The sequence below is a fragment of the Mesorhizobium sp. LCM 4577 genome, from assembly GCF_001854795.2.
Taxonomy (GTDB): domain Bacteria; phylum Pseudomonadota; class Alphaproteobacteria; order Rhizobiales; family Rhizobiaceae; genus Mesorhizobium; species Mesorhizobium plurifarium.
This window is the reverse complement of record NZ_MDDU01000054.1, coordinates 220848-246520: the sequence shown is the minus strand read 5'-3', so window position 1 is coordinate 246520 and position 25673 is coordinate 220848. Positions and strand designations below refer to the sequence as shown.

The 25673-nt window shown below is 64.0% G+C and carries 27 protein-coding genes; 18 read left to right on the top strand and 9 right to left on the bottom strand.

The window, feature by feature from the left end:
• Window positions 1-264 precede the first annotated feature (264 nt).
• The 4 genes from rpoZ (at window position 265) to LCM4577_RS31610 (ending at window position 4163) form a co-directional block, all read left to right on the top strand.
• Window positions 265-666, top strand: coding sequence for a DNA-directed RNA polymerase subunit omega (gene rpoZ, locus LCM4577_RS31625; protein ID WP_071035662.1), 402 nt, complete (start codon window positions 265-267; stop codon window positions 664-666).
• A 126-nt stretch (window positions 667-792) separates the two neighbouring features.
• Window positions 793-3024: a bifunctional (p)ppGpp synthetase/guanosine-3',5'-bis(diphosphate) 3'-pyrophosphohydrolase gene (locus tag LCM4577_RS31620; protein WP_071074676.1), complete on the top strand. Its 2232-nt coding sequence runs from the start codon at window positions 793-795 to the stop codon at window positions 3022-3024.
• 107 nt (window positions 3025-3131) lie between these two features.
• Window positions 3132-3710 (top strand): orotate phosphoribosyltransferase, encoded by a 579-nt coding sequence (gene pyrE, locus LCM4577_RS31615; protein ID WP_041008602.1) that lies wholly within the window; start codon window positions 3132-3134, stop codon window positions 3708-3710.
• 69 nt (window positions 3711-3779) lie between these two features.
• The gene (locus LCM4577_RS31610; RefSeq protein WP_071035665.1) at window positions 3780-4163 is read left to right on the top strand and encodes a VOC family protein; all 384 of its coding nucleotides are present in this window, start codon (window positions 3780-3782) and stop codon (window positions 4161-4163) included.
• Here the strand turns inward: LCM4577_RS31610 and LCM4577_RS31605 are convergent.
• The gene (locus LCM4577_RS31605; protein ID WP_198540323.1) at window positions 4141-4671 is read right to left on the bottom strand and encodes a GNAT family N-acetyltransferase; all 531 of its coding nucleotides are present in this window, start codon (window positions 4669-4671) and stop codon (window positions 4141-4143) included. The two genes, LCM4577_RS31610 and LCM4577_RS31605, sit on opposite strands and share 23 nt — an antisense overlap.
• A 214-nt stretch (window positions 4672-4885) precedes the next feature.
• Between LCM4577_RS31605 and LCM4577_RS31600 the strand changes: the two genes are divergently transcribed.
• The 7 genes from LCM4577_RS31600 to recO all read left to right on the top strand — a co-directional run bounded on the left by LCM4577_RS31600 (window position 4886) and on the right by recO (window position 10531).
• Window positions 4886-5473, top strand: coding sequence for a DUF2062 domain-containing protein (locus tag LCM4577_RS31600; protein WP_040984239.1), 588 nt, complete (start codon window positions 4886-4888; stop codon window positions 5471-5473).
• Entirely contained in the window at window positions 5470-5883 is a 414-nt protein-coding gene (gene acpS / locus LCM4577_RS31595) for a holo-ACP synthase (protein WP_040984237.1), read from the top strand. The genes LCM4577_RS31600 and acpS overlap by 4 nt, the downstream gene beginning before the upstream one ends.
• Window positions 5884-5962: 79 nt before the next feature.
• Window positions 5963-6712, top strand: coding sequence for a signal peptidase I (lepB, locus tag LCM4577_RS31590; protein WP_071074675.1), 750 nt, complete (start codon window positions 5963-5965; stop codon window positions 6710-6712).
• A gap of 4 nt (window positions 6713-6716) precedes the next feature.
• Window positions 6717-7433: a ribonuclease III gene (gene rnc, locus LCM4577_RS31585; RefSeq protein ID WP_071074674.1), complete on the top strand. Its 717-nt coding sequence runs from the start codon at window positions 6717-6719 to the stop codon at window positions 7431-7433.
• Window positions 7418-8350, top strand: coding sequence for a GTPase Era (gene era, locus LCM4577_RS31580; RefSeq protein WP_198541116.1), 933 nt, complete (start codon window positions 7418-7420; stop codon window positions 8348-8350). Before rnc ends, era begins: the two co-directional genes overlap by 16 nt.
• 167 nt (window positions 8351-8517) lie before the next feature.
• Window positions 8518-9579 carry an aromatic ring-hydroxylating dioxygenase subunit alpha gene (locus LCM4577_RS31575; RefSeq protein WP_082047224.1) on the top strand — a complete coding sequence of 354 codons (1062 nt, stop codon included), beginning with the start codon at window positions 8518-8520 and terminating at the stop codon, window positions 9577-9579.
• A 199-nt stretch (window positions 9580-9778) separates the two neighbouring features.
• The gene (recO, locus tag LCM4577_RS31570) at window positions 9779-10531 is read left to right on the top strand and encodes a DNA repair protein RecO (RefSeq protein ID WP_071074673.1); all 753 of its coding nucleotides are present in this window, start codon (window positions 9779-9781) and stop codon (window positions 10529-10531) included.
• 13 nt (window positions 10532-10544) lie between these two features.
• Here recO and LCM4577_RS31565 read toward each other — a convergent pair whose 3' ends face one another.
• Complete coding sequence (locus LCM4577_RS31565) at window positions 10545-11009, bottom strand: NUDIX domain-containing protein (RefSeq protein ID WP_071035673.1); 465 nt, start codon at window positions 11007-11009, stop codon at window positions 10545-10547.
• Between the two features lie 235 nt (window positions 11010-11244).
• Between LCM4577_RS31565 and LCM4577_RS31560 the strand changes: the two genes are divergently transcribed.
• Window positions 11245-14025, top strand: a complete 2781-nt coding sequence (locus tag LCM4577_RS31560) for a DUF2339 domain-containing protein (protein WP_071074672.1) — start codon at window positions 11245-11247, stop codon at window positions 14023-14025.
• Between the two features lie 18 nt (window positions 14026-14043).
• On the opposite strand, the gene LCM4577_RS31555 is transcribed toward LCM4577_RS31560, so the two are convergent.
• Together LCM4577_RS31555 and LCM4577_RS31550 are read right to left on the bottom strand one after the other, a co-directional pair.
• Window positions 14044-14439 (bottom strand): hypothetical protein, encoded by a 396-nt coding sequence (locus LCM4577_RS31555; RefSeq protein ID WP_071074671.1) that lies wholly within the window; start codon window positions 14437-14439, stop codon window positions 14044-14046.
• On the bottom strand, window positions 14432-14683 hold the full coding sequence (locus LCM4577_RS31550) for a type II toxin-antitoxin system Phd/YefM family antitoxin (protein WP_071035676.1): 252 nt from the start codon (window positions 14681-14683) through the stop codon (window positions 14432-14434). Before LCM4577_RS31550 ends, LCM4577_RS31555 begins: the two co-directional genes overlap by 8 nt.
• A gap of 214 nt (window positions 14684-14897) precedes the next feature.
• Here LCM4577_RS31550 and LCM4577_RS31545 point away from each other — a divergent pair, with 214 nt between their 5' ends.
• From LCM4577_RS31545 to LCM4577_RS31525, 5 genes are all read left to right on the top strand, one after another.
• Window positions 14898-15416 (top strand): RNA polymerase sigma factor, encoded by a 519-nt coding sequence (locus LCM4577_RS31545; RefSeq protein WP_040984221.1) that lies wholly within the window; start codon window positions 14898-14900, stop codon window positions 15414-15416.
• Window positions 15413-16204 (top strand): anti-sigma factor, encoded by a 792-nt coding sequence (locus LCM4577_RS31540; protein ID WP_071074670.1) that lies wholly within the window; start codon window positions 15413-15415, stop codon window positions 16202-16204. Before LCM4577_RS31545 ends, LCM4577_RS31540 begins: the two co-directional genes overlap by 4 nt.
• Before the next feature lie 207 nt (window positions 16205-16411).
• Window positions 16412-17509, top strand: a complete 1098-nt coding sequence (locus LCM4577_RS31535; protein ID WP_071074669.1) for a GNAT family N-acetyltransferase/peptidase C39 family protein — start codon at window positions 16412-16414, stop codon at window positions 17507-17509.
• 4 nt (window positions 17510-17513) lie between these two features.
• Window positions 17514-18977: a RimK family protein gene (locus tag LCM4577_RS31530; protein ID WP_071074668.1), complete on the top strand. Its 1464-nt coding sequence runs from the start codon at window positions 17514-17516 to the stop codon at window positions 18975-18977.
• Window positions 18978-19172: 195 nt separating this feature from the next.
• Complete coding sequence (locus LCM4577_RS31525; RefSeq protein ID WP_040984213.1) at window positions 19173-19445, top strand: DUF3303 domain-containing protein; 273 nt, start codon at window positions 19173-19175, stop codon at window positions 19443-19445.
• Between the two features lie 34 nt (window positions 19446-19479).
• Here the strand turns inward: LCM4577_RS31525 and LCM4577_RS31520 are convergent, their stop codons facing one another.
• Both LCM4577_RS31520 and LCM4577_RS31515 read right to left on the bottom strand, forming a co-directional pair.
• Window positions 19480-19872: a RidA family protein gene (locus tag LCM4577_RS31520; protein ID WP_071074667.1), complete on the bottom strand. Its 393-nt coding sequence runs from the start codon at window positions 19870-19872 to the stop codon at window positions 19480-19482.
• 73 nt (window positions 19873-19945) lie between these two features.
• Window positions 19946-20881, bottom strand: coding sequence for a LysR substrate-binding domain-containing protein (locus LCM4577_RS31515; RefSeq protein ID WP_071074706.1), 936 nt, complete (start codon window positions 20879-20881; stop codon window positions 19946-19948).
• A gap of 85 nt (window positions 20882-20966) precedes the next feature.
• On the opposite strand from LCM4577_RS31515, the gene LCM4577_RS31510 reads away from it, so the two are divergent.
• Entirely contained in the window at window positions 20967-21884 is a 918-nt protein-coding gene (locus LCM4577_RS31510) for a fatty acid desaturase family protein (RefSeq protein ID WP_071035681.1), read from the top strand.
• Window positions 21885-21897: 13 nt separating this feature from the next.
• Here the strand turns inward: LCM4577_RS31510 and LCM4577_RS31505 are convergent, their stop codons facing one another.
• From LCM4577_RS31505 to LCM4577_RS31495, 3 genes are all read right to left on the bottom strand, one after another.
• Window positions 21898-24039, bottom strand: a complete 2142-nt coding sequence (locus LCM4577_RS31505) for a bifunctional diguanylate cyclase/phosphodiesterase (RefSeq protein ID WP_071074666.1) — start codon at window positions 24037-24039, stop codon at window positions 21898-21900.
• Window positions 24040-24102: 63 nt separating this feature from the next.
• Window positions 24103-24741: a YfbR-like 5'-deoxynucleotidase gene (locus LCM4577_RS31500; protein WP_071035683.1), complete on the bottom strand. Its 639-nt coding sequence runs from the start codon at window positions 24739-24741 to the stop codon at window positions 24103-24105.
• The gene (locus LCM4577_RS31495) at window positions 24741-25604 is read right to left on the bottom strand and encodes a folate-binding protein YgfZ (RefSeq protein ID WP_071074705.1); all 864 of its coding nucleotides are present in this window, start codon (window positions 25602-25604) and stop codon (window positions 24741-24743) included. Before LCM4577_RS31495 ends, LCM4577_RS31500 begins: the two co-directional genes overlap by 1 nt.
• Between the last annotated feature and the right edge of the window lie 69 nt (window positions 25605-25673).

Here is a 25673-nt window from a genome sequence, read left to right as displayed (position 1 = left end):
GTTTGACGAATAGGTCCGGCAAATGGGCCTCGGTACCGTCACATCCGAGATAACGCGCAATTTGTGGATATCCAAGGGCACGGCCCGCATTGCAAGCAATTGTGATCGCGACTATGTGAGCGCCATCATGGCGCGCTCCGATGATGAGCCGGGCAAGGGGCCGCGAAAGTCGGCGCCGGCGCCATAAAGCTTGTGTTTCGGCCGCGCTCGCGTTATGGAGCGCGCCAGCTTTCCATCAAATCCATCGCATGAAAGGGGCAGTCCATGGCCCGCGTAACCGTTGAAGATTGCATCGACAAGGTCGATAACCGTTTTGAACTCGTGCTGCTCGCCGGCCATCGCGCCCGCCAGATCAGCCAGGGCGCGCAGATCACCGTCCCGCGCGACAATGACAAGAACCCGGTCATCGCGCTGCGCGAGATCGCCGACGAGACGCTCTCTCCCGACGACCTCAAGGAAGACCTGATCCACTCGCTGCAGAAGCATGTCGAGGTCGACGAGCCGGAGGCCGAGGGCGAGGCGATCACCGACCAGACCGGCACGACCGCTGTCGCGGCCGACACCGACGACGCCGAGGAAAATATCGCTTTCGACCGTATGAGCGAGGAAGACCTGCTCGCCGGCATCGAAGGTCTGGTGCCGCCGGAAAAGAGCGACGACTACTAAGCGTCATGGGAACTTGCCTGGATCAAGCATCCGGCACTTCCGTCTCGTAAGTTTCGTGGCTATCTATGACATGCGCCGCAAGCAACAGCGGCGCATGATTCATTTCAGCACCGCGAGATTCCGCCCATGATGCGTCAGTATGAGCTTGTCGAGCGCGTCCAGCGCTACAAGCCTGACGTCAACGAGGCGCTGCTCAACAAGGCCTACGTCTATGCCATGCAGAAGCATGGCCACCAGAAGCGCGCCTCGGGCGATCCCTATTTCTCGCATCCCCTCGAAGTCGCCGCCATCCTCACCGACATGCATATGGACGAGGCGACCATCGCCGTTGCCCTGCTGCATGACACGATCGAGGACACGACGGCGACCAGGGCTGAGATCGACGAGCTCTTCGGCCCCGAAATGGGCAAGCTGGTGGAAGGCCTTACAAAGCTGAAGAAGCTCGATCTGGTCTCGAAGAAGGCCGAGCAGGCGGAAAACCTGCGCAAGCTTCTGCTCGCGATCTCGGAAGATATCCGCGTTCTTCTGGTCAAGCTCGCCGACCGCCTGCACAACATGCGCACGCTCGACCATATGCCCGAGTCCAAGCGCCTGCGCATCGCCGAGGAGACGATGGACATCTACGCGCCGCTGGCCGGGCGCATGGGCATGCAGGGCATGCGCGAGGAGCTGGAGGAAATCGCCTTCCGCTATATCAATCCAGAGGCTTATCGCGCCGTCACCGCAAGGCTTGCCGAGATTTTCGAGCGCAACAAGGGCGTCCTGCAGGAGATCGAGACGGCGCTGTCGGGCCTGTTCGAGAAACATGCCATCAAGGCGAGCGTGAAGAGCCGGCAGAAGAAGCCATGGTCGGTGTTCCGCAAGATGGAGGCCAAGGCGCTCTCCTTCGAGCAGCTCTCCGACATTTTCGGCTTCCGCGTCGTCGTCGATACGGTCGACGACTGCTACCGCGCGCTTGGCGCCATCCACACCACCTGGTCGATGGTGCCCGGCCGCTTCAAGGACTACATCTCGACGCCGAAGCAGAACGACTATCGTTCCATCCACACCACCATCGTCGGGCCGTCGCGCCAGCGCGTCGAATTGCAGATCCGCACCAAGGAGATGAACAAGATCGCCGAATATGGCGTCGCCGCGCATTCGATCTACAAGGACAGCGGCGGCAAGATGAATGGCGCCGGCCATGCGATCTCCAGGGAAACCAACGCCTATGCCTGGCTGCGGCGCACCATCGAGCAACTGGCCGAGGGCGATAATCCGGAGGATTTCCTCGAGAACACCAAGCTGGAGCTGTTCCAGGACCAGGTGTTCTGCTTCACGCCCAAGGGCATGCTGATCGCGCTGCCGCGCGGCGYCACGCCGATCGACTTCGCCTATGCCGTCCACACTGATGTCGGCGACACCTGCGTCGGCGCCAAGGTCAACGGCCGCATCATGCCGCTGATGACGGAACTGAAGAATGGCGACGAGGTCGAGATCATCCGCTCCAAGGCGCAGGTGCCGCCCGCCGCCTGGGAATCGGTCGTGGTCACCGGCAAGGCGCGCGCCGCCATCCGCCGCGCCACCAAAAATGCCATTCGCAAGCAATATTCCGGCCTCGGCGCCCGGATTTTGGAGCGCGCCTTCGAGCGCGCCGGCAAGACCTTCACCAAGGAGAGCTTGAAGCCGGTGCTGCACCGCCTGGCGCGCAAGGACATCGAGGACGTGCTGGCTTCCGTCGGCCGCGGCGAGTTGAGCTCCACCGACGTCATGAAAGCGGTCTTCCCCGACTATAAGGACGAGCGCGTCACCGTCGCCCCGCCCAAGCAGCGCGAGGAAGGCTGGTCGAAGATCCGCAACGCCGCCGGCATGCTGTTCCAGATGCCCGGCACGCGCGCCGCGAAGAAGGGCAAGGATCAGCCGCGCGACGGCGCGGTGCCGATCCGCGGCGTGCGCGGCGACCTGCCGGTGCGCTTCGCGCCGGAAGGCGCCGTGCCCGGCGACCGCATCGTCGGTATCATCCAGCCGGGAACCGGCATCACCATTTATCCGATCCAGTCGCCGGCGCTGCAGGCCTTCGACGATCAGCCCGAGCGCTGGATCGATGTGCGCTGGGACATCGACGAACGCACCAAGGAGCGGTTCCCGGCGCGCATCTCGGTCACCGCCATCAATGCGCCCGGTTCGTTGGCCGACATCGCCCAGGTCGTGGCGTCCAACGATGCCAACATCCACACGCTGTCTATGATACGCACGGCACCCGATTTCACCGAGATGCTGATCGACCTCGAGGTCTGGGACCTGAAGCATCTCAACCGGCTGCTGTCGCAGCTGAAGGACAATTCGAGCGTCAGCGATGCGCGGCGTGTGAATGGGTGAATGTGAATAGTGAATAGGAATAGAGGGTGCTTTCACTACCATTCACCATTCACCATTCACCACTCACCATTCACTATTCACCACTCGCCAAAGGCATGGAGCGAACAATGAACACCGACGAAGTGCTGGGCATTTTCCGCGAGGCCGGTGCCGTTCTCGAAGGTCATTTCATCCTGACGTCGGGCCTGCGCAGCCCGGTCTTTCTGCAGAAGGCCCGCGTCTTCATGCATGCCGATAAGACCGAGCGGCTGTGCAGGGCGCTGGCCGAGAAGATCCGCAAGGCGCTGCCCGGCAGGATCGACTATGTCGTCGGCCCGGCCATCGGCGGCCTGATCCCGGCCTATGAAACCTCGCGTCATCTGGGTGTCCCGGCGATCTGGGTCGAGCGGGAAGGCGGCGAGTTCAGGCTGCGCCGCTTCGAGATCGCCAAGGGCGCGCGCGTCGTCATCGTCGAGGACATCGTCACCACCGGCCTGTCGATCCGCGAGACCATCGATTGCCTGCGCGAGCTTGGCGCCGAGGTCGTGGCGGCGGCCTGCATCATCGACCGCTCGGCCGGCAAGACCGACGTCGGCGTGCCGCTGATCGCGCTTGCCGAATATGAAGTGCCGGCCTATCCCGCCGACCGCCTGCCGCCGGAACTTGCCGCTATTCCAGCCGTTAAGCCCGGAAGCCGCAACATCTGACTCCGCAATGCATGACAACAAGCAGTTGGGCGTGTCGCTTGAATCTCTCCGGCAGCCGCCGRGGGCGCGATGATCGCCGGAATCGACCATTTCGTGCTGACGGTTCGCTCGGTCGAAGCGAGCTGCGACTTCTACGGGCGCGTGCTTGGCATGCGGCGGCTGGATGAGCCCAACCGGCCGACCGCGCTTTTGTTTGGCTCGCAGAAGATCAACCTGCACGAAACAGGCCGCACTTTCGAGCCGAAGGCAAAGGCGCCGACGCCCGGTTCCGGCGATTTCTGCCTCGTGGCGGCAGTGCCGCTCGCCGAAGTCCGGGCGAGCCTCGAAGCAAATGGCGTGGCGATCGAAGTCGGTCCGGTCGAACGCACCGGCGCGCGCGGTCCGATGATGTCGGTCTATTTCCGCGATCCGGACGGCAATCTGGTCGAGGTCAGCGAATACCGGCTCGACTGAGATCGAGCCGCATGGCGCAGCGCTGCTCCAAAGCCATGCCGTGCTCGGCCTCGTCGCTGAGCAGGCTGGCCAGCCGTCCGCCGATCTCGGCATCTTCCAGGACACGAAATCCGAACTTGCGGTAGAAGGGCGCGTTCCAGGGCACAGTGCGAAACGTGGTCAGCGTCACCGCCGCCAGGCCGCGCCGCCTGGCGTCCGCGACCGCCCGCTCGAGCAACGCGCGGCCAATGCCTTGGCCCTGCCGGTCGAGGCGCACGTCCAACTCCCAGACATGCAGCGTATCACCCTCGATCCCGGCGCTCAGGAAGCCGGCCGGCCGGTCCTCTTCGTCCGCGGCAATCCAGCATGCGCCCGCGGCAATCAGCGCGCAGTGTCGCTCGACGCTGACATTGTCACCGTCGGCAAGCCACGCCAGTTCCGGAATGGCGCGGAACGCCAGTCCGGCCGATTGTTCGATCGCCGGCAATGCCTCCGCGTCGTCGGCCCGCGCCGGTCGAATGGTGATCATTTGGCTCATCCCGGTTGTCTTCCTCAGTTTCGCCAGAATGACGGCCTTGTTACAGCCTGCGGCAGACCATCGCGGCGGCGTTTCGTTGTTACGCGGCCTGGGCGTCGCTATATCAAAGACTTGTTGCCTTTCTGCGCCATCGAAGCGCAAGATATGTGTGGCGCGACCCGGTGGTGGCAGGGGCAGCGCGTGTTGGACCGGGAACTGGAACAGAGTGCTTTTTCGACGCCGAGAGCCTGATGGCCTCCTTGAGCGGGTGCGTACTTATCTATGGCCGCGCCGCTCGTTCTCACGTTCCGTGCAATATTTCTCCAAGCGCATCCTGCGGCTGAAGGCGACGCCGCATTCGGTCGCCGCCGGCGTCGCCGCGGGCGTTTTTGCTTCCTTCTTCCCGCTCGGCTTCCACTTCATCGTCGCGGCCGTGCTGTGCTGGATCATCGCCGGCAATCTGGTTGCGGCTGCGCTCGGCGCCGTGTTCTTCGGCAATCCGCTGACCTTTCCGCTTTTGTGGGGCGCGTCCTGGGAAACCGGCAAGCTGCTGCTGCACGAACATCTGCCGAAGCACGGGCCGCCCGAGCATCTGGGCGAAATGATGCACAAGCTTTCCTTCGCCAAGCTCTGGCACCCCGTTCTTGAACCGATGCTGATCGGTGCGGTGCCGCTCGGCCTGGTCTTTGGGCTCGTTTTCTACGCCATCACCCGCTGGGGCATGACTGTGTTTCGCGAGCAGCGCAGGAAGCGCATGGCCGAGCGTGCCGAGAAGAAGGCAGGGCAGGGTGGACGGGAAGTGCCGGCGGAATGATCATCGGCATCGGCAGCGACCTGATCGACATCAGACGCATCGAGAAATCGCTGGAGCGGCACGGCGAGCGCTTCGTCCAGCGCATCTACACCGAGGTCGAGCAGGCCAAGTCGGAAAAGCGCGCCGCACGCGCGGCTTCCTATGCCAAGCGCTTCGCCGCCAAGGAGGCCTGCGCCAAGGCGCTGGGCACCGGCATGGCCGAGGGCGTGTTCTGGCGCGACATGGGCGTGGTCAACCTGCCGAGCGGCGCCCCGACCATGGCGCTGACCGGCGGCGCCGCGGCCAGGCTGGAGAAAATCCTGCCGAAAGGCCACCGTGCCCTCATCCATCTCACCATCACCGACGATTTCCCGCTTGCTCAAGCCTTTGTGATCATCGAGGCGGTGCCCGCCGAACAAGCGCCACATTGATTCCATCTGACCACGAGCGGCATGACGTTGCTCAGCGCGCGCCGAGACTCTATACCAACATCGCACAATCGAGGACGACATGAGCGTGGCTGAAAAATCGCAGAAGAAATCCGGCGGACTTGGTGAAACCGTCTCCGTCATCATCCAGGCTCTGCTGCTCGCGCTCGTCATCCGCACGCTGCTCTTCCAGCCCTTCTCCATTCCGTCGGGCTCGATGCGGCCGACGCTGCTCGAAGGCGACTATCTCTTCGTCACCAAATGGGCCTATGGCTATTCGCGTTACTCGCTGCCGTTTGGCCCCGATCTCTTCTCGGGCCGCATCTGGGGCTCGGAGCCCAAGCGCGGCGACGTGGTGGTGTTCAAGTTCCCGCCGGATCCGTCGGTCGACTACATCAAGCGCGTCGTCGGCCTGCCCGGCGACAAGATCCAGATGAAGGACGGTCAGCTCTTCATCAATGACGTCGGCGTGCCGCGCGTGAAGACCGGTCAGATCGACAATCCCGACGTCACCGAGGAAAACCGGCCGATCGACGTCTATCGTGAAACGCTGCCGAACGGCGTCAGCTACGACACGCTCGACATCAATTCCGATTCGATTGGCGACAACACGCGCGAATTCGTCGTGCCGGCCGGGCACTATTTCATGATGGGCGATAATCGCGACAATTCCTCCGACAGCCGCTTCGCCGTCGGCTATGTGCCGGCCGAGAACCTTGTCGGCCGCGCCAACCTCATCTTCTTCTCGATCGCCGGCAAGGCGAGCCCGCTCGAGATATGGAAGTGGCCGTCGCTGATGCGGGCCGGGCGCCTGTTCCATTTCGTCCAATAGAGCGATGGCGGCCAGCAAGCGTTTGACCGCCGATGCCTTGGCCGAGGCGCTTGTTGAGCGTACCGGCCATGCCTTCGCCGACCGCCAGCGCCTGCAGCGGGCGCTGACCCATGCCAGCGCGCGCTCGACCCATGCCGGCGTCGACTACGAACGTTTCGAGTTCCTGGGTGACCGCGTTCTCGGGCTTGTCGTCGCCGACATGCTGCTCGCGACCTTTCCCGATGCCGCCGAGGGCGAGCTGTCGCTGCGCCTCAACGCGCTGGTCAATGCCGAGGCGCTCTCCCAAATCGCCGAGGAGATCGGCTTGCCCGAGCTTATCCGCGCCGGCTCCGACGTGCGCAATCTCGACGGGCGCAAGCGCACCAATCTGCGCGCCGATGCGCTGGAATCGCTGATTGCCGTGCTTTACCTGGATGGTGGCCTTGAGGCTGCCCGCGCTTTCATCCATCGCTATTGGCAGCCGCGTTCGCAAGCGATCGGGGCTGCGCGGCGCGACGCCAAGACCGAATTGCAGGAATGGGCGCACCAAGCCGCGGCCGGCGCCGTGCCGGCCTATCGCGTCGACGGTCGCGAGGGGCCGGATCACGACCCGATGTTCACCGTCAGCGTCAAGGTCGGCTCTTTCGCTCCGGCGACCGGCAGCGGGCGCTCCAAGCGCGAGGCCGAGCAGGCCGCCGCGGCTACTCTTTTGCTGCGCGAAGGCGTATGGAGCGTGGCATGAGTGATACGCAAACCCCTGAAGCCCCCGCGATGCGCTCCGGCTTCGTTGCGCTGATCGGCGCGCCCAATGCCGGCAAGTCGACGCTGGTGAACCAGCTGGTCGGCGCCAAGGTGTCGATCGTCACCCATAAGGTGCAGACCACCCGCGCCATCGTGCGCGGCATCGCCACGCATGACAACGCGCAGATCGTCTTCGTCGACACGCCCGGCATCTTCAAGCCGAAGCGGCGGCTGGACACCGCGATGGTGACCACCGCATGGGGTGGCGCCAAGGATGCCGATGTCGTCGTGCTTCTGATCGACGCAGAGCGCGGTATCAAGGGCGATGCCGACGCCATCCTCGATCGGCTCAAGGACGTCCGGCAGCCGATGCTGCTCGTCCTCAACAAGGTCGATCGCGTCAAGCCGGAAACGCTTCTCGCCTTGGCCGCGACCGCCAACGAACGCGTGCCGTTCAAGCGCACCTTCATGGTCTCCGCGCTCACCGGCTCCGGCTGCAAGGACCTGCTCGACTATCTCGCCGAGACGCTTCCGGCCGGTCCCTGGTATTATCCCGAGGACCAGATCTCCGACCTGCCGATGCGCCAGCTAGCGGCGGAGATCACGCGCGAAAAGCTCTATCTCAGGCTGCATCAGGAACTTCCCTACTCCTCGCATATCGAAACCGAGAAATGGGAAGAGAAGAAGGACGGCTCGGTGCGCATCGAGCAGGTCATCTATGTCGAGCGCGACAGCCAGAAGAAAATCGTGCTCGGCCACAAGGGCGAGACGATCCGTTCCATCGGCCAGGCCGCGCGGACCGAAATCGCCGAGATCCTCGAGCAGAAGGTGCACCTTTTCCTGTTCGTGAAGGTGCGCGAGAACTGGGGCGATGACCCCGAGCGCTACCGCGAGATGGGGCTGGAGTTTCCGGGGTAAGCCGGGCAAGCCACGCTCATCCACATTGTGGCGAATTGGACGAGGCGCAACGGTGCGGGCCCAAAGACCGCCTAGCGCCATCGGCTTACAGGCTGTGCGCAGCGGAGCGCATTCCCTTGCGATGTCGCCCCGCCTACGACAGGATTGCCGCAACTGGAGATTAGTCTATGACACCGGACAGCTTGCGACCCGACCACCCGACGCCCCACACTCCGCCCGTGCAATACCTGAACCTGGACCCGTCGCTTTATGTCCGCGATGATATCTGGCAGCAGGAACGGTCCAACATCTTCGCGCACACCTGGCAATTCATGGGGCCTGTCGCCTCGGTCGCGTCGTCGGGTCAATACCTTGCCATCGACATCGCTGGCACGCCGATATTCGCCATCCGGGGCCGGGACGGGAGCTTGCGCGGATTTAAGAACGTCTGCCGCCACCGGGGGGCGAAACTTCTGGCCGATGGCGCGGGCAAATGTGGGCTGATCGTTTGTCCCTATCACAAATGGTCCTTTGCCGACACCGGACGGCTGGTGCAGGCCCCATGGTATGGCAAGGATCCCGCGATCATCGCCGAAGACTGGCCGCTGGAGACGGTGCAGTTATCCGAATGGCGCGGGCTGCTCTTCGCGGCACTCGATCCGAAGGAAAGTCTTCTGGATCAACTTGGCTCTCTGCCCGCCGAACTGGCGGACGAGCCGTTGGAGAGCTATGCCGCCACCGATCAGGCCACTGTCAGCTTTGCGGCGAACTGGAAGATCTACACCGACAATTTCGTCGAAGGCTACCACATCCCCGGCACGCATCCCTCGTTCTACGCTGCCATCGACTTCGAAGCTTTCCAGACCACCGCCCATCCCGGTTATGTCCGGATGACCGCACCGCCAAAAGACGGTTTGTTCTATCGCGGCAAATGGCTTTGGATGTGGCCGAACTGGACGCTGTCGCTTTTCGATGGCGGCATGAACGTTAGCCGGATCAACCCGACCTCACCGCATCACACAGACCAGCACTACCATTTCTTCTTTGCCGACACCTCTGCGGAAGCCTCCGAGAGCAGGGCGAAATCCGTGCAGGGCACCTTGGCCGTGGTACGCGAGGACTACACCATCTGCGCCGATACGCACCGCAACTATGCCGCAGGGGCCTATAGCTCCGGCCCGCTTTCGGGGCGGCATGAGCGAGGAGTGCAGTATTTCCAAGAACGGGTCCACGCGGCACTGGGGCTGTGACCACCCCGGCGCCGAGCGCAACCGAAAGAGTCGGCATTCGTGCTTGATCAAATTTTGCCTGAACCTCCGGTTGGAGGCGCATTGCTGCCATTCGGGACGCGACCGATGAAGGTCTCCAACGAGCATCAAAGCCGACAATTGGCCGGCGGGCCGCTCGTGTCCTTGATTTCGCCGTCCAACAGGTGAAAAGCTCCCGTCCATGGAATGGCGCGACGAGGGAATCGTTCTCGGCACCCGCAAGCATGGCGAAACCAGCGCCATCCTCGAGGTGATGACGCGCGCGCATGGCCGCCATCTCGGCCTGGTGCGGGGAGGGCGCTCGCGCAAGCAGCAGCCGGTGCTGCAGCCCGGCAACCGCGTCGACCTTTTGTGGCGAGCGCGGCTCGACGAGCATCTCGGCGTCTTCCAGGCCGAGGCGATCGAGATGAATGCGGCGCGGCTGATGGACAGCGCGGTCGCGGTCTACGGGTTGCAGACCATGGCCGCGCATCTGAGGCTCCTGCCGGAGCGCGACGCCCATGGCGGGCTTTACGAGGCGCTTGCCGTAATGATCTCGCATCTGGGCGATGCCGATGCGGCGGGGGAGCTGGTGGCGCGCTTCGAGCTGCTCATCCTCGACGAACTGGGCTTCGGCCTCGACCTCAGCCAATGCGCGGCGACCGGCGCCAGGCAGGATCTCGCCTATGTCTCGCCGAAATCCGGGCGCGCCGTGTCGCGCGCAGCGGGTGCTGCCTGGCACGACAAGATGCTGGCGCTGCCGGCTTTCCTCCAGCGCGGCTCCGGCCTGCGCGCCGATGCGGCAGCCCTGGAAGACGCGTTCCGGCTGAGCGGCTTCTTCTTCAACCGCCATGTCTATGAGCCGCGCGGCCTCGATCCACCCGACGCCCGCGCCGGCTTCCTCGCCGCGCTGCGTCGGCATCATGCCACGGTGAAGGTGATTGAGACCGGATAGCAGATAAGCGCGCCTAATCCGCGCTGCGCCGTTCCAGGAAATCGTCGAGCATGGGGCGCTGGCCCTTGAGGATCTTGACCGCGGCTTCGGACAGCGAAAACCAGCCGGCTCGATCCACCTCCGGGAATTCCTTCAGGCGTCCCGATTTCGGCGGCCACTCCATGGCGAACATGTTGCTCCTGACGGCATCCGCATCGACGTCCGCCTCGACACTCCACGCGATGACGATCTTCCCGCCGGGCTGCTTGTAGCTGCCGAGCGGCCGGAAATCGCCTTCGATGGCGACGCCGAGTTCCTCCTCGGCTTCCCGTTTGGCGGCCTCGAGCTCGTCCTCGGTGTCGCCGATCAGTCCCTTTGGGATCGACCACGCGCCTTCATCTTTTCTGGCCCAGAACGGGCCTCCAGGGTGGACGAGCAGGAATTCGAACATACCGGCAATGCCCCTGTGGATCAGCAGGCCCGCGCTTTTCTGCGCCATCGGTCACCTCGTGACATTGTCTTCGTCCGCGCGAGAATAGCACGAAGTATTTCGCGGCAGAGGTCGCGCGATCCCCCTTCAATGCCGCAGCCGGGCATTGGATAAACCGGCAAGTTGCTGGCAATCAGTCATGAAACATGCTCGATCTTGTTAGTCGGCAAGATGCTGATTTGCGTCAGCCGTCTCGTTGCCGCATTTGTTGCCCACGACTGGTCTGGTTTTGAGGGAAACCGCCATGTTTTTCAGCCTGATCGCCATTGCCGCCGTCATAGCTCTTTTCGTCATCGTTTCACGACAGCAGAACCGCATAGCGCTGATAGAGCGCGAATTGGGCGTCCTGCGCGGCCTGCTGCAGTCGGACGCTTCGCTGTCTGCGCCCAAGGCGGACGCTGCGCAGGAAGGCCTTCCCGAGGAGGCCAAGGCAGCCGCAGCGCCTGCCGCGCCGTTGGCTGACGGCACGACCGCGACCGAGGAGGTCGTCGCGACGCCCGAGCCCGAAGGCGAGGCCGTGGCCGGGCCCTGGACGAAGGGCAAGGCTGCCCCTGCGCAATCCGCCGGACCGGCCGAACCGGCGCAACCCGCCACCGTGGCCGAGACGCCTGCGGCAGGATCGCCCGCGCCCGCCAAGGCGGCGCCCCAGAGCGATGTTGAGACGGCGCTGGGCACGCGCTGGGCGGTCTGGGTCGGCGGTATCGCCCTGGCGCTGGGCGGCCTGTTCCTGATCCGCTACACCATCGAGGCCGGCATTTTCGGCCCCGGCGTGCGCCTCACCATGGCCGGCATCCTCGGCCTGGCGCTGATTGCCGGCGCCGAATTCATCCGCCGCACCGGCTTCAAGGTGCCGGTGCAGGGCGCCGCCGGCGCCTATATCCCGTCGATCCTGACGGCGGCCGGCGCCTTCATCCTGTTCGGCACGGTCTACGCGGCGCACGGCATTTATGGCTTTATTGGTCCGGCGACGGCCTTCGCGCTGCTGGGCGTCATCGGCGTCGCGACCATCGGCGCTGCGCTGGTGCATGGCCTGGCGCTGGCCGGCATCGGCCTCGTCGGCGCGATGGTCACGCCGGCGCTGGTCGCCTCGCAGGCGCCCAATCCCTGGGCCCTGTTCGTCTATCTGGCGATCATGCTTGCCGCGACCGCGGCAACCGCCCGCATCCGCGACTGGAAGGCGCTGGTGGCGGCTGCCTTCGCCGGCACAGGCATCTGGACCATTCTCTATATGGTCGACGCGCCGGACGTGAACCTCGCCGCCGTGCTGTTCATCAGCCTGGCCACGCTCGTCGTGCTTGCCTTCGTCTGGCTCGGCCTTTTCTCGGCGACTGGCCGCGAAGCTGCGGCGCGCGGCTTCGACTGGCCATCGATCGTGCCCGGCTTCTTCATCGCCCTGAGCGCGCTTGGCCTGTCCGTCGATCCGGCTTTTGCCAGCGCCGGCGACGCCTTGCACGGCGCTGTCCTGCTGGTTGCACTGGTCGCGGCGGCGCTCTACCGGCCGCGCGCGCTTCCGCTGGTCTTCGCCGCCGGCATCGCCACCGTGCTGATCTATCTCGGCATAATCCCGCCCGCCACGATCGGCGCCAACGCGCTCGATGTCGGGCTGGACGCTCAGCCTTTGGCGTCGTCCGACGCCCTGACTTTCCGCATCGGCATCGCGCTTGGCCTTGTCTTCATCGGCGCCGGTTTCTGGGCCGCGCGCCGCTTCGCCGCAACTGCTCCGGCGCGCGCGGCGTGCTGGGCCGCCTGGGGCGTCATCGTCCCGCTGGTGGTGCTCACCGCCCTGTGGCTCACCTTCGGCGATGTCGACCGCGATTTCGGCTACGCTCTGCCTGCGCTGTTGCTGACACTGGTCTTCGCCGCCGGCGGCGAGTGGATAGCGCGCTCCGAGCAGCCGCCGCTGGCCGGCGGCCCAGCCGTCTCCTTCGCGCTGGGCGGCGCCGGCATCGCCGGCCTGCTGATGTTGCATATGGCCTTCGGTTCGGGGTGGACGACCGTGCTGCTTGGAGCCGCTGCGGTCATCCCGGCGCTGGCCACGCGCTGGCGGTCGTATCCCGTGCTGGGCTGGATCGCGGTCGGCGCGGCGGTCGCCGTGCTCGGCCGTGTCGCCTTCGATCCGACCATCTTCGGCGCGGCGTTTCTCTCCAGGACGCCGGTCTTCAACTGGCTGCTGCCGGGCTATGGCATGCCGGCGCTCGCCTTTGGCTTTGCTGCCTGGCAGCTCGCCCGCACCACCGACGGCCGGCCACGCCTTGCCATGGAGGCGGCCTCGGCGCTGTTTGCGCTGCTCACCATCGCCATGCTGGTGCGCCACGCCATGCATGGCGGCGTCATCGACACCGGCACCGTGACCCTTGCCGAACAGGCGATCTACACGCTGATCGCGCTCGGCGCCGGCGCGATCCTCGTCGCCATCGATATGCGCTCGCCAAGCTCGGTTCTGCGCTATGGCTCGATGGCCGCCGGCGTGGTCTCGGCAGGCTTGATCGCGGTTCAGCATTTCGTGGTGCTGAACCCGCTGTTGACGGACGAGTCGACCGGCACGATCCCGGTCTTCAACCTCCTCTTCCTTGCCTATTTGTTGCCGGCAGTCGCCGCCGGCGCGCTGGCGCTCTATGTCCGCGATAAGCGCCCGCGATGGTATGCGGCAATGCTGGCCCTTATCGCCGCGTTGCTAGCCTTCGCCTATGCGACGCTGTCGGTGCGCCGCCTGTTCAAGGGCGAGTTCATCGCCTTGTGGAGCGGGCTCGGCCAGGTCGAGACCTACACCTATTCGGCGCTCTGGCTGGTCATCGGCGTGGCGCTGCTCACCGCCGGCGTCTGGCTGAAATCGCAGGTGCTGCGCATCGCCTCCGCGGTGCTGATCGCGGTCGCGGTGGTGAAGGTCTTCCTCTTCGACATGTCGGAACTGGAAGGCGTGCTGCGCGCACTCTCCTTCATCGGCCTCGGTGCCGTGCTGATCGGCATCGGCCTGTTCTATCAACGGCTGCTGACCAGGGCGGCGAGGGAGGGGAGAGCGGGCTAGGTTCCTTCGACGCTGCTGCTATTTCCGTACAACGCCCCGCAGCCGACGCTGGTTGGCTGCCTCTTTGATGAGGCCAGCAATCTTGCGCACGAACGCCGGACTGAAAGAACCGATCGGCTTGGTCGAGACCAGGTCGTAAGCTTCGTCAGTCCGCACCCGGTTGTATTCGTCGAGAATCAGCCATGATGGAAAATCGAGGCCGCCCCTCCGGCACTCGATCTCACTGATGGCAATATACGTGCGGGTCGCATCGGGTTGTTGCGAGGTGAGCGGGAACAGGAACAGCGCAGCCGGCGCGGTCGGCGTTCTGACGACTATGCAGACAGGGCGCGCCTTGCGGCCGGATTCCTCACCGGCGTCAGCCTGCCGCGCCCACAAATAGTAGTACCGGAGCAGATCGCCGGGCTCAAACATCCGGCTCATCGCCGGTTATGATGGCTTCCAACCCGGACATCAGTTCGTCGTGGACCTCGTCCGGTGCGCCCTCCAGCGTGTAAGCGGCGGCATGAGACGAACCAACGAGTTGCCGGTATTGTCTGGCCGATAGGATGATCAGCTTCTCCTTGCCGCGTTTTGTAAGAGCGACAGGCTCGATCATTGCCGTTTCGAGGATTTCACCCGACGCGCGGTTCATATCTGAAAAGGTGAATTGCTTCATTGGTCACCTCCTACGTGATATACCTAGTATACCTATATTACGTAATGAAACAATCCGTCCTGGACGACTTTGAGCTGGGAATAAACCGCCCTCCACCATCGTTATTCACGTGCTTGGGTAAACGCAGCGGTTCGGCCGCCTCGCGCTGACTGCTTGCACCGCGCCGGGAAGGCGCGTTCTATCGGGATGGAAAGCGACCTCGAAACAAGCGGTCATGGACGACAAGAAGGCAGCGATCCTGAGCGAAATACCGCGGTTGCGGCGCTATGCGCGCTCGTTGCTGCGCGAGCGCGATTCCGCCGACGATCTCGTCCAGGATTGCCTGGAGCGGGCGCTTGTGCGGCTCGACAACTGGCAGACTGGAGAGAGCCCCCGGAGGTGGCTGTTCACGATCATGCATCACTTGTTCATCGACCAGATGCGCAAGGTCAACCGGCGCGGCGAGGCGGCGATGCTGCCTCTCGAAGCCGGTGAGGCCCAAGCCGCGCCCGCCGATCAGGTCGAGACCATCGCCTCGCGCGAGATCATGGATGCCTTGCAGGCGATCAGCCCCGATCGCCGCGCGGCATTGGTGATGGTCGCCATCGAGGGCTTTTCCTATGCCGAGGCCGCCAACATCCTTGGGGTGCCGGCCGGCACGCTGATGTCGCGCATCGCGCGCGGCCGCGAGGAATTGCGAGGATTGCTCGACGACACATCGCGCCGCCGCTCGATAAGGATCGTTGAGAAATGACCCGCCACGATTTCTCCGAACGCGATATCCATATGGCCCTCGACGGCGAGCTGCCGGGCGAGGAGCGCATGGCTTACGACGCCTGGCTCGAGGCCAATCCCGAGATGAAGGCGAAGTCCGCGCGCTACATCGCCGACCGCGCCGCCATGCGCGCCGCCTTCGCGGGCGTGATGGACGAGCCGGTGCCGGCGAGGCTGCGGCAGGTCGTGCTTGGCGAGGCGCCCGTGAAGGTGCCGGCCTGGCGCTCGCGCTGGTGGCTGTCGGCTGCCGCGGCCGTGATGCTCGCGCTCGGCGGGCTCGGCGGCTATGTCGCGGGCATCGACGGCATCGCCCGGGGCGAGGGCGACGACCAGCTCGCCGAGCAGGCGATCGCAGCCCACGTCATCTACGCCGCCGAGAAGCGCCACGCCGTCGAGGTTCCGGCAAGCGACAAGGATCATCTCCAGACCTGGCTCTCGAACCGTATCGGGTTGAAGCTGGTTGCGCCCGATCTTGCGGCCGAGGGCTTCGATCTCGTCGGTGGCCGGTTGCTGCCTGCCGGAGACCAGGGCAAGGCGGCGATGCTGCTTTATGAGGACGCCAAAGGCGAGCGCGTCTCGCTCTACATCACCGCCGAATCGTCGGAGACATCCAAGGGCACCTATACTGCCGAGACCGGCGGGCCGGAGGCTGTCTACTGGCTGGACAAGGGCTATGCCTGCGCGGTCGTCGGCTCGTTGCCGCCGGAGCGCCTGTCGGATGTCGCAAAGAACGCCTACGGCCAGCTCGTGGCCGGCATATCGAGCTGAACCGGCTGCGTTTTTCGGCGACCGGCAGTGCTTTGAACGGCAATTCCGTTCAAGCGCCTGGGCGTTTCCTGCCGTGGCGGAAACTGTCACAATTCGGCCCTAATCAAGGAGCGATAGCGCTTGATGGATACTGGCGCTTCGGCCAGTATTCGCGACGCATCCACCGGGGCCGCTTCTTAAACCCAATCGAGGTTCTCCCTAGCCCGCATGCCTGCCGAGATCCGCAAGGCCCGCGCGTCAGACGTCGATGACCTCGCCGCCATCGAGAAGGYTGTTTTTCCGGGCGACAGGCTCTCGCGCCGCTCTTTCCGCCAGTTCATCGAACGCGAGACCGCCGAGATGCTGGTGGCCGAGAACGAGGGCCGCGTCGCCGGCTATGCGGTGGTGCTGTTTCGCAAGGGCAGCGGCGTCGCGCGGCTTTATTCCATCGCCGTCGGACCTTTCTTCGGCCGTCTCGGCATTGGCCGGCTTCTGCTGGCGGCTGCCGAGGAGGCCGCCTTCGAGCACGACCGGCTGCTGCTGCGCCTCGAAGTACGCGAGGACAATCATCGCGCCATCCGCATCTACGAACAGGCCGGCTATCGGAAATTGGGCCGCGAGCCCGACTATTACGAGGATGGCGCGACCGCGCTGCGCTATGAAAAGACGCTGCGCGGCGACACGCCGACCGCGACCAAGGTGCCGTTCTACCAGCAGACCTGCGAATTCACCTGCGGCCCGTGCTGCCTGATGATGGCGATGGCCAATTTCGATCGTGGCTTCGTGCCCGACCCGGTCATGGAAATCCGCCTGTGGCGCGAGGCGACCACGGTCTTCATGATGTCGGGTCCCGGCGGCTGCGAGCCCTTCGGCCTGGCCGTCGCCGGCTATGAGAGCGGGCTCGCCGCCGAGATTTTCGTCTCCTTCTACGGCGCCTTGTTCCTGCAGTCGGTGAGGAGCGAGGACAAGCGCCGGGTGATGGAACTCGCCCAAGTCGATTTCCGCCGCCGCGCCGAGCTTTACGGCATCCCTGTCAACTACCGTCCGTTCGGCATCGGCGACATCCGGGGCGCCCTTGCCGAGGGCAAGCTGGTGGTGGTGCTGATCAGCGGCTTCCTGATGTTCGGCAAGAAGGTGCCGCATTGGGTGCTGGCCATCGGCGACGATGGCGACCATATCCTGATCCACGACCCCTGGGTCGAGGATGAGAGGCAGGAAACGATCCTCGATGCCGCGAACATTCCGGTGCCCTACGACATTTTCATGAACATGGCGCAGTTCGGTCGCGACGGTTTGCGCGCCGCCATCACTCTGGGAAAACGCTGAGACAATGACCTGGGTTATCCTCACAGGCAGGCAAAACGACATCGATCAGGTGGCCACACCCCACAAGATCATCACCAATCGCGACTATCTCGCCCATCCGGCGCTGTTCCGCGGCCAGCGGCCAAAGGTGATCAACCTGTCGAACAACTACGGCTACCAGAGCCGCGGCTACTACGCCTCGCTGCTCGCCGGATCGCGCGGCCACAGGGTCATCCCGACGGTCGAGACCATGATCGACCTTTCGGAGCGCAAGCTCTACGAGCACGCGCTGCCGGAGCTGGAGCTTGCCTTGAACAAATGCCGCAAGGACCTCGGCGGCGCGTTCCCGGCCAAGGTCGCGATCTTCTTCGGCATCGGTCCGTCGAAAGTGTGGGACCGTTTCGCCAAGCTGTTGTTCGACTGGTTCCGCGCGCCGGCGCTCGAGGTCCACATCAAGGACAGCGCCGAATGGGCCTCGATCCGCAAGATCGGCTTTCTGCCGCTCGCCCGCATGACCGAGGACGAGGAAGAGCTCTTCCTGCAATGCCTGGACACCTACACCAACCGCGAATGGCGCGACACCAAGGGCCGCACGCCGGCGCGCTACACATTCGCGACGCTGGTCGATCCGCATGAGGAACTGCCGCCGTCCGAGATTTCCTCGTTGCGCTATTGGGCGCGGATCGCCGAAAAGATGGGTGTCGAGGTCGAGCCGATCACCAAGAAGGACCTCGCCAAGCTCGCCAATTACGATGCACTGTTCATCCGCGAGACCACCTCGATCTCCAACCATACCTATCGCTTCGCGCGCCGCGCCCAGCAGGAAGGCATGCCGGTGATCGACGATCCGCTGTCGATGATCCGCTGCACCAACAAGGTCTATCTCAACGAACTGATGACCTACAACAAGGTGCCGGTGCCGCCGACGGTGATGATCGCCGGCACGTCCGATTTCGAGGTGGCGGCGCAGACGCTGGGTTTTCCACTGGTGCTGAAGATCCCGGATTCGTCCTTCTCGCGCGGCGTCAAGAAATGCGAGAACATGGCGGAGCTGACCAAGCTCGCGACCGAGTGGCTGGAAGATTCAGATCTCCTGATCGCGCAGAAATTCATCCCGACCGAATATGACTGGCGCGTCGGCGTGCTCGGCGGCCAGCCGCTGTTTGCCGTGCATTACCTGATGGCGAAGAAGCACTGGCAGATCGTCAACCACAAGGCCAGCGGCAAGCCCGACCAGGGCGGCATCAAGACCTTCACGCTGAAGCAGACGCCGCCGCATGTCGTCGAGACGGCGGTCAAGGCCGCAAAATGCATCGGCGACGGGCTCTACGGCGTCGACCTCAAGGAGACCAAGGATGGGGTCTTCGTCATCGAGGTCAACGACAATCCCAATCTCGACCATGGCTGGGAGGATTCCGGCGAGAAGGACGAGCTCTGGGTGCGGCTGACACAGTGGTTCCTGGAGCGTCTGGAGCGGCCGGAGAAGTAGCGGGGTGGGAAGGGGAAATGAGGAACTGAAGAACTGAGGAACTGAAGAATTGAAGAATGGGGTGCCTCGCGGAAAATCCGTCCTTGCACTATCGAATAATCATTTTCCTATCTCTTCAGTTCTTCAGTTCTTCAGTTCTTCAGTTCCTCAGTTCTTCAGTTCTTCAGTTCCCCATAACTCAACCGAGGGAAAAGAATGCTGTTCCTGGTGATCGAGGACTTTCACGGCGCGGACCGCAAGGAAATCTATCGCCGCTTCCGCGATAAGGGCCGGCTGAAACCCGACGAGCTCGTTGTCCACCACTCCTGGATCGCGGCCGACATGAGCCGCTGCTTCTTGTTGGTGGAGGCCGACGACGTCACGATCCTGCAGCGCTGGGCCATCGAGTGGAACGACCTCGTCGAGTTCGAGATCATTCCGGTGGCGACGAGCAAGGACATGGTCGCGGCTCTGGCCGGGCATCTTTGAAAGCCCTCAGCGCGCGTCGATTCCGGTCTCCTCGTCAAATGACCGCTATCGCGTCTACCTCTATGAGGTAGCCTGGAGACATGATCGCCACGCCGACAATCACATTCGCTGGCTTGTGATCTCCAAACAACGAGATCTGCGCGGCTTCGATCATCGGAACGTGTTCATCGCGGTCGTAGTCGACGATGTAGATCGTGATCTTGCAGACCTGGTCGGGCCGCGCGCCAGCCGCCTTGAGCGCTCGGCCGAGATTGGCGAATGACAGGCGCGCTTGCGCCGCAAAATCACCATGCCCGACGAGCTTGCCGTGTAGGTCTTCCGGCTGCTGACCCGAGATGAACACCAGCTTGGATCCCGTCGCGACGACGACCTGCGTGTACATCTCCGGAACCGGCAGGTCAGCCGGATTGATGAGTTCGAGCGACATTGAAAAATCTCCGACTTCGTTCGACTGAAAAGCGAGGCGGGCACGAAGGATTGGTGCCCGTCACCGTAGTTCCCTAAACGAGTTTCTCGGATGGCTGGGTGCCGAGCGCCGGTGATTTGACCGCGCGCACGCATTCCCCGACCAGCCATTGCCGGAACGCACCCACGATATCGCGCCTTGCGCTGCGTTCGGGGATCGTCAGGCAATAGGGCTGGCGCAGTTCCAAGGATTGTGCGGCGGCCCGCACCAGTCTGCCATCCTCCAGCGCCCGGGCGCAATAGATGCCCTGCGCCAGCGCCACGCCCAGTCCTGAAATGGCGAGATCGAGTGCTGCACGCGAGGAGTTGGCCGAAAGGCCGCGCTGCGCCGCGCGGCCCGGCTCGCTTCCCGCCGCCGCGAACCAGTTGCGCCAGGATGGAAAGGACGCTCCGGTCGGTCCCCAATCGGTGTGGATTAGCGGCAGGCCGGCAAGGCTCTCGGACCCGGTCGCGCCGGCCAGCGTCGGCGCGCAGACGGGATAGACGGCGTCCCTGACGACCTCCTCGGTCGGATGTTCCCGGTAGTGCGGACCGTAGGAGAGGCGGATGTCGATCAATTCAGGATCGAACGGCACCGGATCGTCATCCCCTCTCAGCGATATGTCGGCGGCTCCATGGGATGCAATAAAGCTGACGATGCGCTCCGAAAGCCAGCCCATCGCCATGGAGGGCGGCACCGAAACGACGAGCCTAGGGCGGAAGGCATCACCGCCGACGTCGCGGGCGACACTGCTGATCTCGCGGAAGGCCATGCTGAGCCGCGGCAGCATCTCCACTCCCGCCTCGGTCAGCACGGCCCGCCGGTTGATCCGATGGAACAATTTTCGCCCCATCTGCTCCTCGACGGTGCGGATAAGCTGGCTGACGGCCGCGGCCGAAATCGACAGTTCCTCCGCCGCGGCGGCGAAGCTGCCTGTGCGTGCCGCCGCTTCGAAAGCCTGAAGTCCGCGTAGGGAGGGAAGGGTGGCCATGATCATTTAAAAAGATAAGTTGACCTTATCTATTTTGCAGAAATCCTCGTTTTTCGAAAGGTTTCTTTCTGGGTATCGTGGCTGCATGAACGCAGTCGACCATCACGCAACCGTAGACCATCGCCAGGTCATAGCCTCGCTGACCAATGAGCAGCGCAGCCGGCTGACTGGTAAGTCCGATGGGCCGGGCCTTCTCCAGTTCGCCCTCCATCTCGGCGCGATCGTCGTCCTTGGCGCGCTGATCGGGGCACGTGTGCCGTACTGGCCGGTCCTGATGCTGCCGCAGGGCATCCTGATCGTGTTCCTGTTCACGTTGCTGCACGAGACCGTGCACAGGACCGCGTTCGAAACGCAGTGGCTGAACGATACGGTCGCGCGGTTCTGCAGCCTGGCGATCGCGCTGCCGGCCGACTGGTTCCGCTACTTCCACCTCGCCCATCACCGCTTCACCCAGGATCCCGAAAACGATCCGGAGCTGGCTTTTCCGAAGCCCGAGACGATGCGGCAATACATCGTCCATGTCTCAGGCCTGCCGGTGTGGCGCGGGCATTTCAAGACGCTCTACACCAATGCACTGGGGCGCTGCCGCGACAGCTACGTGCCGCCGAAAGGTCTGCCGAAGGTGAAGGCCGAGGCGCGGGCGATGATCGCCTTCTATGTCGTCCTGCTGGCGCTTGCCGTCTGGTTCAAGGCATGGGTGGTGCTCACTGTCTGGATCGTGCCGGCGCTGCTCGGCCAGCCGTTCCTGAGGCTTTATCTGCTGGCCGAGCACGGCCGCTGTCCGTTCGTCGCCAACATGCTGGAAAACACCCGCACGACGCTGACCAACGGGTTCGTGCGCAAGCTCGCCTGGAACATGCCCTACCATGCCGAGCACCACGCCTATCCCGGCGTGCCGTTCCACCAGCTGCCTGAATTCCATCGGCTGATCGAGCGGCATCTCAAAGTGGTCGAGCCCGGTTATGTGAGCTTCCACGAGAAATATGTCGGTGCGCTACGCTGACTGAGGGCGTCACTCAGCCCGATTGGCGCTGCARTGCCTGCGAACGCAGCAGCCGGCTCATATCGGACGGCTTGCCCGGCAAGCCGATCAGATAGCCTTGCGCCTCGCCGCAACCGGCCTTGCGCAGCATGTCGAGCTGCGCTTCGGTCTCGACGCCCTCGGCGGTGACGGTGATGCCGAGCTCGGCTCCGAGCCCGATTACCGTGCGCACGATCGCTGCCGTGTCGCGCCTGTCGAGGTCGCGGATGAAGGAACGGTCGATCTTGATCTTGTCGACGGGGAAGCGCCGGAGGTAGCCGAGCGAGGAATAGCCGGTGCCGAAATCGTCGAGCGCGATGCGCACGCCGAGGCCGCGCAATTGGCTCAGCGTCCTCAGCACCGCGTCGCTTTCATCCATCATCACCGTTTCGGTGATTTCTAACTCCAGACGGTTGGCCGGCAGGCCGGAAAAGGCGAGTGCGGCGATCACACTGCGGGCGAAGCCGCCGCTTTTGATCTGCGCGGCCGAGACATTGACGGCCATGCGCATGTCACGAGGCCAATTGGCGGCGACGTTGCACGCCTTGCGCAGCGCCCAATCGCCGAGCTGCACGATCAATCCCGTCTCCTCGGCGGCGGGAATGAAGTTTTCCGGCGATACAAGGCCGCGCGACGGCGAGCGCCAGCGCATCAGGGCTTCCGCGCCGACGATTTTGCCGGAGCCGATGTCGAGGATCGGCTGGAAATCCAGCTCGAATTCGCGCTTGGAGAGTGCAGCCTCGAGATCGACCTCGAGCGCCCGGCGCTCCCGCATCAGCGCATCCATGCCCGGCTCGAAGAAGCGATAGACATTGCGGCCTTCGCTCTTGCCGCGGTAGAGCGCCATGTCGGCGTTGGGCAGCAGCGTATCGGCATCGTGTCCGTCGCCGGGATAGAGCGCGATGCCGAGGCTTACGCCCACATGCATTTCACGCCCCTTGTCGCGGTAGGGCTTGCCGACGATCTCGACGATGCGCTTTGCGAGCTTTTCGGCATCTGCGGCGCTCTTGATGCCCGACTGGATGATGGCGAACTCGTCGCCGCCGAAGCGTGCCACCACATCCTTGCTGCCGCGCACCGCATGCTGCAGCCGCTTGGCCACGCATTTCAGCAGCCAGTCCCCGGCCGGGTGGCCGAATGTGTCGTTGACGGCCTTGAAGCGGTCGAGGTCGAGCGAGAGGATCGCCAGCGGCTTGGCCTTGGCCTCGCCGAGCGCCTGATCCAGCTTTTCGCGAAACATCGAGCGGTTGGGCAGATTGGTCAGCGTGTCGTGATGCGCAAGATGCGTCATGCGCGCTTCGACACGGCGCCGTTCGGTCACGTCCTCGAAGGTCGCAACCCAGCCGCCGCCGGCGAGCGGCCGGCGGGAGACAAACAGCGTGCGGCCGTCGACGAGTTCGCGATAGCTCGACCGCGACTGGCCCGCGTCGAGGGCCGCCTTCGTCTTTGCCACCTCGATATCGACTTCAACAGGCACGAATATGCCGAGACCAACGAGTTTCGCCAGCATCTGACCATGCGTCATGCCGAGCGCGAAATCGGCGGCCTTCGCGTTGCACAGATCCAGGAAGCGCTGGTTGCGAACGATCAGGTGGCCCTCGGCGTTGTACATCAGCAGGCCTTGCGACATGTTGGCCAAAGCAGCGTCGAAGCGGCGATATTGCTCTTTCAGCTCGGCTTCGGCGCGCCGCTGCTCCGTCACATCCTCGTAGATCGACACCCAGCCGCCGACCGCGATCGGCCGGTGCGAAATGACGATGATGCGTCCGTCCGACAGAATTTCCTCATAGGTCGAAGGCTTGGCGCGGTCGATGTAAGGCTTGCGGATGGCATAAAGCTCGTCGGCGCTCTGCCCAGCGATGCCTATGTCGACGCTGTGCTGCAGGATGTCGAAGAAACGAATGCCTGGCTTCACCACCTTGGCGTCCAGGCGGAAGATGTCGATGTAGTTGCGGTTGCATATGATCATCCGCTCGTCGGCATCGAACATGCACAGCCCATGCGACATGTTCTCGACAGCCGCCGCGAAGCGTTCGTTCTGGGCCCGTAGTTCCTCCGCGATCCGTCGTGCCGGACCAATAGCGGCCGTTCTTCGCTTGCCGGCGGTGGAAGCCGTCTTGACATGAACGCCGGGCATGAGCACGCCTTCGGACCGTGACCGAACGCGATACTGTCCTGCTCGCCGGTTAATTTAGCGTTCTTATGGAACCGAATTTACCACAAGCGAGGATTGGCGCTTGGCTTCCAGCGCCTTGAAACGCTTCAGAAAAGCCGTTTGTGCCCAGGTCACGGATTTTGGCGTGAAGTCGAAGCGGTCGGCCGAAAAACCGCGCGGCCGGCCGAAATATTCGGTCGCCTCCGCCGTCGAGAAGCCGGCCAGCAGCGTCGCCTCGTAATAGGCGGCGATCTGGTCGGCACGCTTGATGTCCTTGCGCCAGGCCGCGTTAAGCTCCGCCGGCAGCGAGAAACGCAGGTGGATGGCGCGCTGTAGGCGCAACTCGCAGTCCTTGTAGGAGCCGCCCATCACCGATTTGAACGGCGAGATCATGTCGCCAATGACATATTCCGGCGCGTCGTGCAGCAGCGCGGCGAGCCGCGCCTCGACCGTGGCCTGCGGCGCCAATTCACCGTAAAGCGCTTCGACCAGCAGCGAATGCTGCGCAACGGAAAAGGCATGGTCGCCGCTGGTCTGGCCGTTCCAGCGCGCGACGCGTGCAAGCCCATGCGCGATGTCGGCAATCTCGATGTCGAGCGGCGAGGGGTCGAGCAGGTCGAGCCGCCGGCCCGAAAGCATGCGTTGCCAGGCGCGCGGCGGCGCGCCTGCCCGGTCGGCCGCCATCAGGCCTCCTCCGCGCTGGCCGCGTCCTGCGGGAAGGCGAATTTCGCCCAGGCGGGAATCGCGAGCTTCACCGGAGTCTCGCCCGCCATGATCGCTTCGCCGGCGTCGATCGCCGCCTTGACGCGGTCGATGCGGGCAACGGCAAGACCGGTCCGGCCGTCGACAGACCCGAGCGTCCCCACCGGCCGCCCGGCGACCGTGAGCTCGGCCCCGGCAGCGGGCAGGGGGCTATCGGCCGACGCTATCAGCACACGGCGTCTGGCGGTGCCGCGATGCTGCATGCGCGAGACGACCTCCTGGCCGATATAGCAGCCCTTCTTGAAGCCGACTCCGCCAGTTTCGTCGAGCAGCACATCATGCGGGAATGCGTCGCCAAGCTGGTAGTCGCTGCCGCTTTCGGCAATGCCATAGCCTATGCGAATTTTTTGCCAGGTATTTGGATCGTCACCGTCCTTTGTTTCGCCGCCATAAGTGCGGCTGATCGCAATGTCGCGAAAACGCGTGTCGGCAAGCGCCGTTGAATCAGAAACTGAGCGGCTTGAATCATCGCCCCATGCGATCGTGACAAGCGCCTGATCCTGCTTGGCAATATCGGCCTTCGCCCTTAGCCGGTAAAGCATCAGGCGGCGCACGAAGTCGTCGGCGATGTCGGCACGGCATTCCAGGTGGAAGGCGTTGTCACCGGCGCGCGAGATCAGGAAATCGAACAGGATCTTGCCCTGCGGCGAAAGCAGCGCACCGGGCTTTGCCTCGCCGTGCCGGAGCGCATCGAGATCGGTGGTGAGGATGTTTTGCAGGAAATGCTCGGCGTCGGGGCCTGACACGGAAATGAGCGCGCGGTCTTTGAGCTGGGCAAAGGGCATGAGCGTGAAATCGGCCTGATCTTGCAAAACGGTCGGTCATTACGTAAGCCGGCCACACTCCCCCCGCAA